We start from the raw sequence: 16,663 nt of genomic DNA, 5'->3' as shown, positions 1-16,663 counted from the left end.
TTTCAAGAAGCTTTTAGAGCACAAGTCAATAAATTCAAATTATAATGAAACTATATTCTCAAATATCTGGCGAAGGCACTCCTCTCATCATCATGCATGGCGTATTTGGCATGGGCGATAATTGGCAGACTTTAGGCCGAAAATGGTCAAAAGAGTATGAGGTTCATTTACTGGACATGCGCAACCATGGACGCAGTCCTCATAGTGATGTGTTTTCTTATGAAGCCATGAGTGATGACTTGTTGGAATATTTGGAAGAGCACAATATTGAAAAAGCAAACATTATTGGCCACAGTATGGGTGGTAAAGTGGCTATGCATTTTACTACGCTAAACCCAGGCAAAGTGCTCAAGCTGGTAGTTGCGGATATTGGCCCAAAATCATACAAACCACATCATCAACAAATACTTGAGGCGCTTACTAGTCTTGACTTGCCAAACATCAGCTCACGAGGTGAAGCCGAAGAGCAATTTGGAATACACGACCCCGGCACCAAACAGTTTTTACTAAAAAGCCTTTACTGGAAAGAAAAGGGAGAGCTTGCCTGGAGATTTAATGTACCTGTAATCGCTCGCGAAATTGAAAAGGTAGGTGAGGCTCTTCCGCCAAATGCTATTTATAATGGCGATGTTCTTTTTGTACGAGGAGGAAAATCATGGTACATAAAGGATGAAGAATGGGATGACATTCTGGGCCATTTTCCCGATGCAAAATTAGAAACTATAGAAGGAGCCGGCCACTGGCTACATGCCGAAAAGCCTAAGGAATTTTACGCTACAGTTTCTGAGTTTTTAGAAAACTAAAACCCGTTTACACGAAGCGTCTTTTCTTCCAACTTTATATCTGCACCAAAAAACATTTTTGCGGTACGCGCAAATGCGTCCGTTTTTTCAGAAACATAAAAGTGGTAATTCGCCTCGGTCTCCTGTGACAAGAGTCCTGCTTTCTGCAACTGAAGTTTTAAATGATGAGCCACCAACTCAGGCGAATCAACCACCTCAGCACGCCCCCCAAAAAAACTTTCTATTTCCTTTTGCAAAAGAGGAAAGTGCGTGCACCCTAAGATTACGGTGGTTACATCTGAGAACTTTTTGACTCCTAAATAGGCCTCAATTGCCCCTGCACTAACTTTTGTGTTTACAAAACCCTCTTCAACTATAGTTACTAATAAAGGAGTGGCAGCGGCCGCTACATGAAGTTTTGGGTTTAATCTTCTAAGTTTCTTTCGATAGATATCTGACTTGGTAGTAGCGCGGGTGGCAATAATCCCAACCTTGTTATTGATTTTACTCCCGACATGAGCCACCACAGGGTCTACCACATTTATTATTGGAATATCAGGATGGTTTTCTACCAAGTAATTATACGCCAAGGCCGAAGCCGTATTACAAGCAATTACTATGGCCTTACAATTTTGACTAATCAAAAACCGGGTTATCTCTTCCGAGTAATTACGAATAGTCTCATCCGATTTATCACCATAAGGTGAGTGCTTGGTATCTCCAAAATACACGAATGATTCATTAGGCAAAAACTTACGAATAGCAGCAGCTACGGTAAGCCCGCCAACGCCCGAGTCAAATATTCCAATAGGTCTGTTCAAGGTAGTAGAAAGTAAAAATCCCGATAAGGATTGATTTCCTTATCGGGATGCTAATATATCTTTTTAAAGAATTATGGCTTACTCAGTAATGCCCAATTCCTTCTTTACTTTGTCCATAATGTCTTCGCCACCTTCAGCAAAAATCACAACAGCCTTGCTTTCAGAAGAGTCAAGGATGTAGGTAAATTTATTTGCTTTAGCTACATTTTGAACAGCAGTAGTTGCTCTTTCAATAATCGGAGTAAGCAATTCTACTTGCTTGTTTTGAAGATCTTCCTGAGCAGCCATGCTGTACTCTTGAATACGACCTTGAAGTTCCTGAATCTCCTTGGTACGAGTTTCGCGGCTTAGGTTGGTCATCATCTTATCATCTTCACGATACTTGGCAATCTTAGCTTGAAGCTCAGTTTCCATATCCTTCAAATCTTTCTCTAACTGGCGACCGTAAGCCTCCAATTGAGTTTGAGCCGCCTTAGTTTCTGGCATCATTTGCAATAGCTCATCAGCATTAATGTGTCCAATCTTTTGCTGAGCTGCTGCTCCAAAACTCACTAACATTCCAAAGGCCAGAGCCAATACGGTAAGTTGCTTTTTCATCTTTGTTGTAGGTATTTTTCTTTTTTAATTATATCCCATTTTCTCGAGCACCTCGTCACTAATGTCGGATTTTCCGTTGTTGTACAAAGTTATCAAGGCACTACTTTTATCAAAAACCACATCCAGCTTTCTCCTGCGCGCCACATCTTGCACCGCACTATAAATCTGGTCTTGTATTGGTCTTATTAACTCTTGTCGCTTTTTAAACACATCCCCTTCCGGACCAAAGTATTTACGCTGCAACTCTTTTGCTTCTTTTTCCTTATCAGCAATCTCCTTCAGTTTTTCCTTTTGCATTTCTTCGGTAAGAAGAACTTTCTCTGCATTGTAAGCCTGTTTCAAAGCATCAAGCTCTGAATACAAAGCTTCAACCTCTCCTTGCCAATTTGTAGAAAGCTGATTGAGCTGCTGCTGAGCCTGTCCGTATTCTGGTATTTTATTAAGGATCATTTCGCTATCAACAATACCGAAACGCTGAGCAGAAACCTGCAATCCAAAAACCAGTCCAACTATCAGAAACAGAGTCTTATTCATAAGGCGGGCGAAATTAGTTATTTTAAAATTGCTGACCAATAATGAAGTGAGTGTTCCAGCCACTTGGCTCGAAGCCTTGATTTGGAATATTATCAAATCCATATCCGAAATCAACACCAAGCAAACCAAACATTGGCATAAATATTCTCAATCCAAAACCAGCCGATCGTTTTAGTTTAAACGGTTCGTAGTTATCAAATCTTGCATAGTCATTTCCTCCCTCAATAAATCCGAGTGTAAAAATCTGCGCATTCGGGTTTTCAGTAATCAAATATCTCAGTTCCAAAGTAAACTTGGTATATACTGAACCTGCTTCAGTAGGCTGCACATCTGTTGGAACAACGGAGAAGTTTGGATAACCTCTCAGACCAACAACTTCACGTCCATCCAAACTAAAGTTTTGAAGACCATCACCTCCCACATAAAATCGCTCAAAAGGTGGTAAACCAACATCCTGATTATAAAAACTCAAGTAACCAAATTCACCAGCCATCTTGATTACGGTTTTGTTAAATATCTCTGTAAACCAGCTGCTGTTCACCTTAATTTTATAATACTCCAAAAACTTAAATTTCTCCTGATCCGATATGTTATCGTAATCTTTATCATTCCATAAAGAATATGGAAGTGTAAATTCTCCGGTAATATTAAACAATGAACCTTTTCTTGGGTAAATCGGGTAATCCGTACTGTTTCTTCCCAAGGTCACTCTATAGTTTATGTTGTTAATAAACCCATCCGAAAAACTCAAGCCTAGCAATTGACCTCCATAATTATTAAGGTTATAGCGCTGTAAATCTATTCCCTGATAAAGTGTGAAATAATCATCCGGCCACTTAAGTCGTTTACCCAATCCTACTGTAAATCCAGTTACCCTCAAATCACCATAGTCATCACTTTGCTTAGACTGATAATTACTTTGGATATTGTAATACATAGAAACGGTAAGCGATGTAGGTTTTTTACCCCCTAACCAAGGCTCAGTAAATGAAGCTGAATATGCCTGGTAGTAGGTACCGTTTGTGGTAGCTCGCAAGTTGATGGTTTGTCCATCCCCAGAAGGTAATGGCTGCCATGCCTTTTTATTAAAAAGATTTGCTGCCGAGAAATTGTTGAAGCTTAAGCCCAAAGTACCAACTATACTTCCTCCACCCCAGCCTCCTTCGAGCTGCAATTGGCTAGTTGATCGCTCTACTACAGAGTATTCAATGTCCACTGTACCTGTGGCAGCATCTGGTTGTGGGTTTACATTTAGCTCTGTTGGCTCAAAAAATCCAAGCTGTTGCAATTCTCGCATACTACGCTGAATATCTGACCTACGGAAAAGCTCACCTGGCTTGGTTCTTAGCTCTCGCATGATAACCTTGTCATTGGTTCTATCATTTCCTACCACAGTCACGCTTCTCACAGTAGCTTGTCTTCCTTCACGGATTCTCATTTCTATATCAATAGAATCGTTTTCTACCATTACCTCCACAGGGTTTAGGTCAAAAAACAGATATCCATTATCCAGATATAAGGAGCTTACATCACCACCTGTAGGATCGGCAAAAAGTCGCTCTTGTAAGTAGGTAGCATCATACACATCACCTTTGCTTATTTTCAAAACCTCAGCAAGAGTTTCTGTGCTGTACTTTGTATTTCCCAGCCAAGTAATGTTTCTAAAATAATATTTCTGTCCTTCCTCAATTTCAATATCTATTGCGATTCGCTTTTCATTGATTTGATAAATGGAGTCACTTACTATCCTCGCATCTCGGTAACCTTCACTATTGTACTTTTCGACAATCAGCTTAAGGTCGGTCTCATAATCTTCCTTTTTAAGCTTTGAGCTTTTAAAGATGTTCCAAATGCGCTTACGCTTGGTTTCATCCATAGCTTTACGCACCTGCTTGTCTGTCAACTTTTCGTTACCCGTAATGTTGATGTCCTGGATTTTCACCTTCTCCCCTTTATCAATAGATATTTCTATGATAACAGAGTTTCCGCGAGTAGTATCAGGTTTCTTGGTAACAGTAGCTGTAGCATTTAAGTACCCTTTTTCTACAAAATACTCTCTAGCTGTATTTTGAGTGCTTATGATAAGGTTTTCCGTCACAATAGCACCAGCACTAAGGTCCAGCTCTTCACGAAGCGAGTTTTGCTTTGATTTTTTAATACCTCTAATTCCATATTTACTAAGCTTTGGAAGCTCGGTAAGTCTTATCTCAAGAAATATTAAAGACCCCTTAATTTCAGTAACGTAAATACCTACATCATCAAAAAGCTTTTGACGCCAAAGGTTTTTGATAGCCTTGGTGGTTTCTTCCCCCGGAAGGGTGATTTTATCTCCAACCTGAAGTCCACTAATTAGTGTAATAATCTGATTGTCCAAATTCTCAGAACCAGTAATGGTAATACCACCAATCTCGTATTCCTTTGGACTAGATATGGAAAGTTCATTGAGTTTTTTGTCGGTACTAATTTGGGCATATATCGGCTCAAATAGACTTAAGGTCAAAAACAGACCTAGTAGGATTCTACGCATTCAACTCAGGAGTTTATTTGTTCACTGATTTTACCAAATCGTCTTTCGCGGTTTTGGTAGTTCAATAGGGCACCGTAAAAATCTTCTTCACCGAAGTCGGGCCAAAGTTTGTCACTAAAAAAGAGCTCAGAATAAGCAATTTGCCAAAGCAAAAAATTGCTAATTCTATTCTCCCCACTGGTGCGAATAAGCAAGTCCGGGTCGGGCATATCAGCCGTATAAAGATTGGCATCAATCATCTCCGCATCAATTTCATCCACACCAATTTCACCATCCTTTACCCGTTGGGCAATATTTTTGGTGGCTGTCAATATTTCTTCCTTTGAACCATAGCTCAAAGCCAAAGTAAGGGTCATGTGCTTGTGGCCGGCTGTTTTATCCATCACCTCTTTAAGCTCTCTCTGACACTTATCCGGTAATGTTTGTAAGTTGCCAATTGCCTTTAGTCTGATGTTATTCTTTTCCAAAGTCTTTAGTTCCTTTTTAAGACTTGACACCAAAAGACTCATCAAGGTGTTTACTTCTTTTTTCGGGCGGTTCCAATTTTCGCTTGAAAAAGCATAAACAGTAAGGTATGGGATACCCAAACCAGCACAGGTAGTAGTGGCATTGCGCAGAGCAGAAACTCCATTCTCATGACCTATGGCCCTCAGAAAACCTTTCTTCTTGGCCCAGCGGCCATTGCCGTCCATAATTATTGCCACATGCTGCGGCAACTTATCTTTTATCAATTGGTCCTTTAAGCTCATCTACCTAATAAAGTTTGTGCATTTTTCATACAATTCGCCAAACTTAAACTGTATTGTGATTCCTGTAAAAATATACCAGTCATCAGTATCAGGATTCCCTCTGTAATTATTTTCCGTATTATTCTGACTTAGGCTTCTATCACTAAGTGCAGCAGCCACTTCTCCATGAGCTAATTCTATTGCATCCGGGTCAGCATACTTACCACTCACATCATCCAAATAATCCGTATTGGTACTTCTAAATGTGGCTTCAAAACCTATGCTGGTAAAATCGCCAATGGCCCATTTATACCCCATCCCAAAAATGAAAAAACTAGAAGCCTCAGCATAAAATCCTTTATTAGTGGCACGTGAATTTTGTCCTTCGGTACCCAACTCGCGCAACTCATACATTTCGCCCTGATACTCCGTAATTGGATTAAATGAAAACATTCCAAAACCTCCCATCACGTACGGTGTATGATTGCGCTTAGTACCAGGCTCAAATTCTAAAAAGTTAAATTCCAGGGCTGCATAACCTTCCCAAATCTCTGACTCAAAACTTAGGTTTCGGTTTAAACGATCAGCAAAATCACTCAAGCTATCAGCATTACGGATACGTCCATAAGTACCCTGTACACGGATGGCCCAGTGTCTATTAAAATTATATCTGTAAAATATACCTGCTGAAAAATCCTTTGGAAGATGAAAGCCATAATCGCCTACATCGCCAATAAAATTAGTACCACCACCAAAAACACCAACTTCAGAGTATTGGGCTTTTAATGATAGACTGAAAAAAACAGCTAATATTTTGAGAATGAAACCTTTACTATTCATTTATTAAAAATGAGGGCAAATATAATCAATTAGATAGAGGGTAAGGGTGTGTAAATCAATTCCTTTTGTCGAGCCCCCACAAGAGCTTGTTGCGCAGTGTTGTTGGAAAATCCTGTATCTCGGTTTTCACCAATTTGATTTTAAAACGTCCCAACTTCATGGTAAGCTCAGAGCCTGATGGCACACTATAAATTCTAGAGTCTAAACTTACTAAGCACAACTTTTCTCGCCCCTCCACCTTCATCTTTATTTCCATATTGTTGGGAATAACGAAGGGACGCACGTTTAGATTGTGCGGGGCGATTGGAGTTATCACAAAACTTTCTGATCCGGGCATAATAATAGGCCCTCCACAACTCAATGAATAGCCTGTACTTCCCGTTGGGGTAGCTACTATTAGCCCATCAGCCCAATAGCTATTTAGGTAATCTCCATTTATCCATGTATGGATAGTAACCATGGCGGTGGTATCCTTACGGGAAACGGTCACTTCATTCAAAGCAAAGTTCAAGTCCAGATCCAAAGCATTCGAACTCACCTCCAGTAAATTTCTCTCATCCAAAGAGTATTCGCCTTCTTGTAGTGCTGTAATAGCTTTGGAAATTTCCTCTCGACTTACATTACTTAAAAAACCCAGACGCCCCGTGTTTATCCCTAAAATGGGGATTCCTGAATCACGGATGAATGTTACGGCATCTAGAATAGTACCATCACCTCCGGCTGTAATTAAAAAGTCAGGATTGTAATCGAGAATATCTTGATGAGAGTTAAATTCATCAAACTGAATATCAATATCGCAATGCTCCTGAATGAACTGATTCAACTTTCGGAACACACAAATTTCAGCACCGATATTCAGAAGCTCCTGATAAAGATTTTCTATAAACGGCTTAGTTTCCGCATTGATCACTTTTCCAAAAACAGCAACCTTCATTTATCAAATATTTAGGTACTTCATAAATGACTGATAGCGATCTTCCAGAGAATCATCAAAAAGGCTTTGATGGAAAACTTCGACTACATTATAATTATATCGCTGAAACGATTTTACGATTCTATCCAAATCTGTCTGATTGATTTTTAACGCCACCAAAAGCTTTTCCTGCTCAGTGTCTTCCGAAAGGTGAAACCCAATAACCTTAGCATCTTCTGACTCTACAATTTGAGCTATTTGCGTAAGCTGATAATCGCGAACAGGAATGCTTAAAACAAGTACTCCACCAGGCTCTTTAAATGTCAACTCACGGCCCACATCCTGCAAAAGCTCTGAAGTAGCAATATATCCTCGATAGTTATTTTTGGCGTCTACCACCGGCAGCAAACTGAGATTGCCTTCACCTATTATCCTTATGGCTTCAAACATATCAGCATCCGAACTTATACGGTAAGCCTTTAGCAAGCGAAGGTGCTTAGCCAAGGTATCGTCTTCATTTGAAACTTCGAGAAGATCATCTTCACAAATCACTCCCAAATACAAACGCTCATCATCCACCACAGGAAGGTGCGAAAACTTAAGCTCCTCCATGGCATCTAATATATCTACCACTTTCTCACTCTGATTCAGTGGTTTCAAGTCGTTCAATAAATGTTTTTCTACCTTCATATACATAGGCAAAACTAAGGTTTTATATTTGCTCGGTATGACAAAACTGAGCGTAAATATCAATAAAATCGCCACCCTGCGGAATGCACGTGGAGGCGATGTGCCAAACCTGGTACAGGTTGCCACCGATTGTGAATCCTTTGGAGCACAAGGCATCACCATTCACCCCCGACCTGACGAAAGACACATACGTTATAATGACGTATATGACCTTAAAAAAATTGTAACCACCGAGTACAACATTGAGGGTTACCCATCCGAAGACTTCATCAAGTTAGTACTTGATAATAAACCTACACAGGTAACTTTAGTTCCCGATGGGCCCGATGTACTTACCTCCAATGCAGGCTGGGACACAATCGCTCATGCAGAAATGCTGAAAGACGTAATCGCTACTTTTAAAGAAAATGACATTCGTGTATCCTTATTTATTGAGTGCAACGAAGATTATATTCAAGGCGCTGCAGATTTGGGCGCTGATAGAATAGAACTTTATACTGAAGACTACGCCAATGGCTATAGCCGAGACCCTGAAAACGCTGTAGCACCCTATACCTATGCGGCAGAAATCGCCAACAGTTTAGGTCTTGGTGTTAATGCTGGTCATGATTTGAGTTTAGAAAATCTGGAGTACTTCGCAGCAAATGTGCCCGGACTGTTAGAAGTATCTATAGGTCATGCTTTGATTTCTGACGCGCTATATTTTGGTTTGGAAAACACCATCCAGCAGTATCGTAGAAAATTAGAAAACGCTAGCCGTTGATCACACCTCCTGCATTAAAATCAGGCGATACCATTGCCATAATATCTACCGCTCGCAAAATTTCGAGAGAAGAATTGGAGCCCGCTGTAGCGGAAATAACCAAACGCGGATTCAAGGTTCTTTTTGGCAAAAATTTGTTTGAAGAAGAAAATCAATTTAGCGGAAGCGATACCCAAAGAGCCGAAGACTTACAGGACTGCATGGACAATCCTAAAGTGAAAGCTATACTATGCGCTCGCGGTGGTTATGGCACAGTGCGCATTATTGACAAAGTAGATTTTAGTCGATTTGCAAATTCTCCAAAGTGGATTTGTGGATACAGTGATGTAACTGTTTTACACAATAAGCTTTGTAATCTTGGTGTCGAATCTTTGCACAGCACCATGCCGGTAAACTTTACCACCAACACGCCCGAAGCTCTGGATGGTTTGTTTGACGCTCTTATGGGGAAATCTCTTGCATATAATTTCGAATCACATCCTTATAATAAGAAAGGTGTAGCTGAAGGAAAACTTAATGGTGGAAACCTATCCATGCTTTACAGCCAAACCGGATCAAACACAGCTTTGCAAACTGAGGGGGCTATTTTATTTATAGAAGACCTAGATGAGTATCTATATCATATTGATAGGATGATGTACAACCTGAAGCGAAACGGGTATTTTGAAAATTTAGCTGGAGTGATTGTTGGCGGCATGAGCGACATGAATGACAACACTATTCCTTTTGGAAAAACAGCTGATGAGATAATCCGAGATCACTTTGCTGAATATGATTTTCCAGTTTGCTTTGGTTTTCCGGCTGGTCATGTAGCAGATAACCGCTCTTTGATAATGGGCAGAGAAGTAAAGCTTAATGTTTCAGAAAATTCAAGTTTGTACTTTTAGCCTATGGCTGATCACAACGAACTTGGAGCACGAGGTGAAGATGAAGCGGTAAACTTTTTAATAAAAAAGGGCTACCGGATAAAGGAGCGTAATTGGCGTTTTGTGAAAGCTGAAATAGACATAATTGCCGAAAATGATGAGTGGATTGTGATGGTAGAGGTAAAAACCAGAAGCAATGATGCCTTTGGAAGCCCGGAAGAATTCGTGAGCAAAGCGAAACAAAAACACCTGATACGTGCCGCCAATCGCTATTTGGAGCTTTTTCCCACCAACAAAGACACACGCTTCGACATCATTTCAATTGTCATTGAACCCAAGTTTTTACTCGAACATATTCCTGAAGCATTCTACCCTTGACCTTGCGTGCTAATTCTCTGTACTTTTGCGAAAATTTTATTGATCGATGAACAGAGGAAAGAAAGGGCCAGGACGTAAAACAAATTCACGCCCGGACAGTGCAAAAAAGCCACGCTTTAGCAAGCCACGTAAAAATACAAAGCCACAAGCACCAGCTGCTCCCAAGCCAGCAGGCGAAGGTTCCGATCTTATTCGCCTCAATAAATATCTAGCTACTGCTGGTGTTGCTTCCAGACGTGAAGCTGACAACCTAATAAAAGCTGGAACCGTAGAAGTAAACGGCAAAGTAGTGACCGAAATGGGCTACAAAGTGAAGCCTGGTGACGAAGTAAGCTTTAATGGCGAAATGCTTCGTGAAGAGAAGAAAGTATACCTAGTGCTCAATAAACCAAAAGGTTTTATCACCACTATGGATGACCCTCACGCGCGTAAAACCGTAATGGAGCTTATCGCAAACGCGGGCCCAGAGAGACTTTACCCAGTAGGAAGACTTGACCGAAAAACTACCGGAGTGCTTTTGTTTACCAATGATGGTGACATGGCGGCCACTTTAATGCACCCTTCAAGTGGTGCTCGAAAAATCTATCAAGTAACTCTGGATAACAAACTTACTAATGCAGACTTCTCTAAAATTCAGTCTGGATTAACACTAGAAGATGGCCCAATTCAGGTTGATGAGATTTCATTCATCGAAGGAAAAGGGCACCATAACGTAGGGGTAACTCTTCATAGTGGACGTAATAGAATTGTAAGAAGAATATTTGAACACCTTGGATATGAGGTGGTAAAGCTTGATAGAGTGTACTTTGCAGGATTAACAAAGAAGACTTTGAATAGAGGACAGTGGAGAAAACTAAGTCCAAAAGAAGTGAACTTTTTAAGGATGAAATAGTTAGTAGATTTTATCTTAAATTTATTGTACTATTTTTGTTAAGAAGAATTACAATTAGTTTTTAAAATCACACACAAATGGCAAAAGGAAAAGTAACCCCTGGTGTTTTAGTCAGCACCATTAGAGAAAATCAGAATAACAATAAAACCCTAAAGGCGTTGTTTGCAAGTCAATTTTTAGGAAAACTATCCGAAGAAGAATTGGATGGATTGACTAAGGGAATTGAGAAAGAAATGAAGAAGCGTTCTAAAAAGGTGATTGCTGAAAAAATTGAGTTTCTTAAAAAACATGGTTACTCAGTTAACAAAGGTTAATCGAGTTGCCAGTTCATTTTTACAAGCCTCCACACACATGGAGGCTTTTTTAATTCATCTAAAATAAACTTACTTCCAACTCTCAACGTTCACTATTTAAACAAGCATTTACTTTACTCATGAAGAAAAAGATTTTTCGTCTTCTTATTTGGGCCCTGGGCCTTTTTCTTCTTTTAATTATTGCCTTCGCTGCTGTGCTTTATGCTAATCGCGATAGAATTCAATCTGTCGTGCTAACAGAGGCCAATAAGCTTTTGGATGTGCCTGTTGATGTAGAAGACATTGACGTCTCGCTTCGCAAATTCCCTTATGCTTCGCTTAAATTCACAAATGTATACTGCAGGGGAGCTCAGGCCAGCGAGCAAGACACCTTACTTTATGCCAAAGAAATGTACTTTGAGTTTGATCTCTGGAATGCTATTTCTGATGATTTAAGCATACGCCAAATTTCACTTAGTGATGGTACTCTACATATTTTACGACCGGCAAATGGAAAGCCTAATTATGAAATTTGGAAAAAAGACACCTCCAGCAGTTCGTCTTCTGTCTTTACACTTGAGCAAGTAAATTTCAAAAACTTTAAAGCTCTGCAAACTGAAGGATCTGCAAACCTAGTAACGCGCGGTCATATTTCTTCGCTAACACTAAAAGGAACTTTCACACCAAAAAATTTTAGCATTACCAATGAAGGTGAGCTTAAAATTCACTCTCTATCTTACAATGATAGCACCTACATAAGTCAGTTAAATGCACGCCCTTATTTCACCTTATCGGGAAATCTAGATAGCTCCGAACAAAGCCTCAGCATTACCAATGGAGTTCTAAAACTTGACAACCAAAACATAAGCTTTAGCACGTCCATAGTTGAAGAAAAAACTACCATAAAAGCTTCTTTAAGCAATGGGAACTTAAAAGAATTACAAGCTTTAACAAAACAACAATCATGGTATTCACACCCTACTATCACAATCACAGGGCGAGGTAGTGTAGATTTTACCGGAATTTTTGAAACTAACCAAAAACCACATCTAAATGTGGCCTTTAGCACCAAAGATGCCCTCTTAACAGGAATTCAAAAAAGCAGCATTTCGAAAGTTAATTCTCGTGGGGTTTACACCCTGAAAAACAATAGAGATCATCTACATATTTCTGAATTTTCAGCAGAAGGTAAAACCGGAAAAATATCAGGAACACTAGACATAAATGATCTTACTCAACCAGGAATTATTCTCAACTTAAAAAGCGACCTGGACATTAGCGAATGGTTGATTTTTGTTCCTATTGACACTATTACGGAAGCTTCAGGAAAGGCCATTGTTGATCTCCATTTTGAAAACAAATTCAAATCATTGACCAACATAAAACCAGAAGAACTGAAACGGGCAAAAGCCAGCGGAAAATTGGGTCTGGAAAATATTTCTTTCGCTTTTAAAGGTGCGGACAAAAAAATTGAAAACCTAAATGGAAACCTTGCATTTGCGGGCAATGACCTTCGGGTAAATAGCTTCTCGTTCAAAACGGGGCAGTCTGATATATTTCTGGAAGGAACATTTGCCAACGTGTTAAACTTCATTTACTTCAAAGATCAACGATTACGCATAGACACCCGTGTTCGCTCCAAAGAGCTAAATATGGAAGACTTCCTTTTGGGAACAAGCAAATCAAAAAATGCAGACGATGACTATGATGTGAGCTTTGTAAAAAACCTAGACCTTGATTTAGACCTTAAAGTGGATAAATTTCATTTTGAAAACTTTGATGCGACAGGAATACAGGGACAACTTCAAGTAAAAGGTGGTGTGATAAGAGGAAAAGACATTTTACTCAATGCCAATGACGGATCATATAATGGGCAGTTTACCATCGACACGCGAAACCTGCAGATGTACATATTGGCAGCTAGCTTAAATGGAAAAAGCATAGATATTCACAAGTTATTTGAAAGCTTCAAAAACTTTGGACAAACCGTGATTGCCTCTGATAACTTATATGGCACAGCTAACTTAAGTGTACAGTATCTTTCAAAAATGGCTCCCTCCCTAGAGATTGATATCTCTACTATCGAGATGACCTCAAATCTTGAAATTCAGAATGGAAACCTCAAGAACTTTGACCCTCTACTTGCACTATCAGACTTCGCCTCAATTGATGAATTACGTGATGTTCATTTTGCCAAACTTGAAAACAATATAAGTATTCGCAATTCTCAAATCATCATTCCAAAAATGAACATTAGCAGCAACGTATTGGATATGGGAATAGAGGGTAGCCATGGTTTTGACAATACTATTAACTATTCTATTAGATTAAAACTATCTGATGTACTTTTTAATAGCAGGAAGAAAAAAAGGAAGCAATCCGAATTTGACAGCCACCTAACCGTAGTAGAAGGCGATGACGATCCTAATATTTACATCAAAATGACGGGGTCCGTGGATGACCCTTCCATCACACTTGACCGCAAAAACATTAGCAAGTCCATCAATCAGGATTTAAAAAATCAGAAACAGGAGTTGAAGCAAATTTTTCAGAAAGAAGAAAAAGAGACTAAAGAAGATGACTCGGGCATTCAGTTTGATCTGTTTGGAGAGGAAGATGATGAGGGTGGAAAATAGAAAATTCGCTCTACCGCGTATTGCATTAAATTTGACTTACTCATCGCAAAGTAGGTCACAAGCACCCTTTAATAAGTACCTCCCTGTCCTTAAAGCAGTGGTACAGTTTTTATAGAGTATTTGTCTATATTTGTTACCATACTATGAAACGCCTAGGATACATACTCGCCTTTATAACTACGCTCACACTTAGCTTTAATCAAGCTTCTGCGCAAAAAGGAATTTCAACTCCCAATCTAAATTCTGCGGGGAGTACAATGTTTTGTAATGTATTTATCCCCAATGCTTTTACTCCCAATGGAGATAATATTAATGACCTATTTGAAGTAAAGCATGGCGAAAATTGCCAAGTGCTCGAATTCAATATGAAAATATTTGATCGCTGGGGGCGCCTTATTTATGAGACTAACTCAATGGAAAAAGGCACTGCTTGGGATGGCACCGCTGACGGTAAAGAAGTACTACAGGGAGTGTACATGTGGGCCGCTTATGCTAAAGTAAAAACCCTTCAAGGATCTCAAGAAATTGAAGAGTTTAAGAATCAAGGTACCGTTGTAGTTATCCGTTAATCGAAACCATTTTCTCGGATTTCCATTTTAAGATTATATTCGTTGCCATAATCTTAGACACCTGTAATTGAAGACATTATTCCTCACTTTCACATTTACCTTTTTCTGTCTTATCGTCAAAGCTCAGCCCGCAGGCCACTACATGCCTTTTAGTTTGGGCTATGGTTTTGAAACAGTAAAAGATGTATCTCTTTCTCCAGTTAGTTACTCCGGAAATTTAGGCCGAATTGGCATCGGTTATTATTACCAAAATGAAAAGTGGATCAGTATGCTTGACATTGCAGGTCTTGCGGGTCAACAATACCCTGATGTAAACCCTGAAAGTGGGTATAGAAATACACTCACAATTCTGGGTCGTGCCACATATCATCTGTCAAGGCGCATTTACACCAAAAATGATTGGACGATTTTTGCTGGTATTCTTTCCCACAACACTTGGGACTATCGCGAACACAGTCGCTACGGAAATAGTAGTGTGAACTACACAGGCTTATTTTCCTTTGGACCTATCATCTCAGTGCAAAAGCCATTTGAGTTTTTCAGCAAAAACTTTACATTTAACTATCAACTAGGTTTACCTTTTGGCACATATTACCTCCGGCCTGGTTATGTAAAACCTTTTCTTAATGAACAGATTAGCAACAAGGGATTTGCCTTTTGGGGAGATTACTATACAATCGACTCCAGGGCAGACCTAATATGGACTTTGAAAGGCGGGAATCAACTGCGCCTTAGCTATAACTGGGATTACTCTCAACTAGACCTACTAAACAAGGTGCAGATTGCCACACATCAATTATCCATCTCAACCGTATTTAAGTTTTGAAAAAGTATATACTTCTATTGTTGCTTCCACTTTTCGCTTCATGCGAAAAAATGATGATGGATGACAACCCCGCGGATAACCCTCAAGAAAATTTTGACATTTTGTGGAATACCATAAATGAGAAATACAGCTTTTTGGGATTGAAAAACATCAATTGGGACAGTATCCGAAACCACTACGAACCAATGGTAACTGACGATATAAGCAACACTGATTTATTTACCATAATGGACAGTATGCTTTACGACCTGGAAGACGGTCACGTGAATTTAGTATCACCATTTAACCTAAGCAGAAACTGGAATTGGTACTTGGGATTTCCTGACAATTTTGATTACGAAGTATTGGAGCGCAACTACCTCAAAGATGACTATCGTATTGCAGGTGGTTTGAAATACACCATTATCGACTCTATAGGGTATATTTATTATGAAAGCTTTTCCTCTGGGTTTAGTGTAGAAAATTTGAATGCTGCAATCAACTATATGAAAGGGACCAAAGGGCTAATTTTTGATGTGCGTAATAACGGAGGAGGTGTACTAAATAATGCCTTTATTTTGGCACAAAGTCTAATTGACTCTGAAAAGCAAGTGCTTATCACCTCTGAGAAAATGGGCCCTGGCCGTGATGATTTTGGCAATTCTTTAAGCTACACATTAAGACCAGCCACCTCCTACGCTCACTATGATGGCGAGGTAGCCGTACTCATCAACAGGCGATGCTATTCTGCCACCAATACCTTTGCGGCTATATTGTATCCATTTGATAATATCACTTTAATAGGAGATCAAACCGGTGGTGGCGGTGGAATTCCTGTAGATAGCGAATTGCCTAATGGATGGACCTACCGCTTCTCGGCAACTCGCTCACTTATCCCTATTGACGCTAATTCCTATTATGACATAGAAATGGGTATCCCCCCTGATGTAGTAGCACACAATACTGAAGCGCGAATGGCCGAAGGCAAGGACGATATTTTAGAAACGGCACTAAGGGTATTAGAGTAAC

The 16,663-nt window shown here is 39.7% G+C and carries 18 protein-coding genes; 10 read left to right on the top strand and 8 right to left on the bottom strand.

Features of this window, described 5'->3' with window-relative positions; all coding sequences use genetic code 11:
• Positions 1-44: 44 nt before the first annotated feature.
• Positions 45-803 (top strand): alpha/beta fold hydrolase, encoded by a 759-nt coding sequence (locus OWEHO_RS13720; RefSeq protein WP_014203090.1) that lies wholly within the window; start codon positions 45-47, stop codon positions 801-803.
• On the opposite strand, the gene murI is transcribed toward OWEHO_RS13720, so the two are convergent.
• The 8 genes from murI to OWEHO_RS13680 all read right to left on the bottom strand — a co-directional run bounded on the left by murI (position 800) and on the right by OWEHO_RS13680 (position 8,438).
• Entirely contained in the window at positions 800-1,603 is an 804-nt protein-coding gene (gene murI, locus OWEHO_RS13715; RefSeq protein ID WP_014203089.1) for a glutamate racemase, read from the bottom strand. The two genes, OWEHO_RS13720 and murI, sit on opposite strands and share 4 nt — an antisense overlap.
• Positions 1,604-1,681: 78 nt before the next feature.
• Positions 1,682-2,200, bottom strand: coding sequence for an OmpH family outer membrane protein (locus tag OWEHO_RS13710; protein WP_014203088.1), 519 nt, complete (start codon positions 2,198-2,200; stop codon positions 1,682-1,684).
• Between the two features lie 24 nt (positions 2,201-2,224).
• Positions 2,225-2,734 (bottom strand): OmpH family outer membrane protein, encoded by a 510-nt coding sequence (locus OWEHO_RS13705; RefSeq protein ID WP_014203087.1) that lies wholly within the window; start codon positions 2,732-2,734, stop codon positions 2,225-2,227.
• Between the two features lie 22 nt (positions 2,735-2,756).
• Complete coding sequence (gene bamA, locus OWEHO_RS13700) at positions 2,757-5,261, bottom strand: outer membrane protein assembly factor BamA (protein WP_014203086.1); 2,505 nt, start codon at positions 5,259-5,261, stop codon at positions 2,757-2,759.
• Between the two features lie 5 nt (positions 5,262-5,266).
• On the bottom strand, positions 5,267-6,010 hold the full coding sequence (locus tag OWEHO_RS13695) for an isoprenyl transferase (RefSeq protein ID WP_014203085.1): 744 nt from the start codon (positions 6,008-6,010) through the stop codon (positions 5,267-5,269).
• Positions 6,011-6,829, bottom strand: coding sequence for a type IX secretion system protein PorG (porG, locus tag OWEHO_RS13690; protein ID WP_014203084.1), 819 nt, complete (start codon positions 6,827-6,829; stop codon positions 6,011-6,013).
• A gap of 55 nt (positions 6,830-6,884) precedes the next feature.
• The gene (locus OWEHO_RS13685) at positions 6,885-7,763 is read right to left on the bottom strand and encodes an NAD kinase (RefSeq protein WP_014203083.1); all 879 of its coding nucleotides are present in this window, start codon (positions 7,761-7,763) and stop codon (positions 6,885-6,887) included.
• A 3-nt stretch (positions 7,764-7,766) separates the two neighbouring features.
• Entirely contained in the window at positions 7,767-8,438 is a 672-nt protein-coding gene (locus OWEHO_RS13680) for a CBS domain-containing protein (RefSeq protein ID WP_014203082.1), read from the bottom strand.
• A gap of 31 nt (positions 8,439-8,469) precedes the next feature.
• Between OWEHO_RS13680 and OWEHO_RS13675 the strand changes: the two genes are divergently transcribed.
• From OWEHO_RS13675 to OWEHO_RS13635, 9 genes are all read left to right on the top strand, one after another.
• A complete protein-coding gene (locus OWEHO_RS13675) occupies positions 8,470-9,195 on the top strand; it encodes a pyridoxine 5'-phosphate synthase (RefSeq protein ID WP_014203081.1) in 726 nt (241 codons plus the stop codon).
• Complete coding sequence (locus OWEHO_RS13670) at positions 9,192-10,082, top strand: S66 peptidase family protein (RefSeq protein ID WP_014203080.1); 891 nt, start codon at positions 9,192-9,194, stop codon at positions 10,080-10,082. Before OWEHO_RS13675 ends, OWEHO_RS13670 begins: the two co-directional genes overlap by 4 nt.
• A gap of 3 nt (positions 10,083-10,085) precedes the next feature.
• Positions 10,086-10,439 (top strand): YraN family protein, encoded by a 354-nt coding sequence (locus tag OWEHO_RS13665; protein ID WP_014203079.1) that lies wholly within the window; start codon positions 10,086-10,088, stop codon positions 10,437-10,439.
• 46 nt (positions 10,440-10,485) lie between these two features.
• Entirely contained in the window at positions 10,486-11,331 is an 846-nt protein-coding gene (locus OWEHO_RS13660; protein ID WP_014203078.1) for a pseudouridine synthase, read from the top strand.
• Positions 11,332-11,408: 77 nt separating this feature from the next.
• Positions 11,409-11,645: a hypothetical protein gene (locus tag OWEHO_RS13655; protein ID WP_014203077.1), complete on the top strand. Its 237-nt coding sequence runs from the start codon at positions 11,409-11,411 to the stop codon at positions 11,643-11,645.
• A 119-nt stretch (positions 11,646-11,764) separates the two neighbouring features.
• A complete protein-coding gene (locus OWEHO_RS13650; RefSeq protein WP_014203076.1) occupies positions 11,765-14,260 on the top strand; it encodes an AsmA-like C-terminal region-containing protein in 2,496 nt (831 codons plus the stop codon).
• Positions 14,261-14,403: 143 nt separating this feature from the next.
• Positions 14,404-14,829, top strand: a complete 426-nt coding sequence (locus tag OWEHO_RS17995) for a T9SS type B sorting domain-containing protein (RefSeq protein ID WP_014203075.1) — start codon at positions 14,404-14,406, stop codon at positions 14,827-14,829.
• Positions 14,830-14,896: 67 nt separating this feature from the next.
• Complete coding sequence (locus tag OWEHO_RS13640; RefSeq protein WP_143764607.1) at positions 14,897-15,655, top strand: hypothetical protein; 759 nt, start codon at positions 14,897-14,899, stop codon at positions 15,653-15,655.
• Entirely contained in the window at positions 15,652-16,662 is a 1,011-nt protein-coding gene (locus OWEHO_RS13635; RefSeq protein ID WP_041627629.1) for a S41 family peptidase, read from the top strand. The genes OWEHO_RS13640 and OWEHO_RS13635 overlap by 4 nt, the downstream gene beginning before the upstream one ends.
• The last annotated feature ends 1 nt before the right edge of the window (position 16,663 follow it).

The sequence above is a fragment of the Owenweeksia hongkongensis DSM 17368 genome (genome assembly GCF_000236705.1).
GTDB classification, from domain to species: Bacteria; Bacteroidota; Bacteroidia; order Flavobacteriales; family Schleiferiaceae; genus Owenweeksia; species Owenweeksia hongkongensis.
The sequence above is the reverse complement of the archived record's forward strand: the minus strand, read 5'-3'. Positions and strand labels throughout refer to the sequence as shown.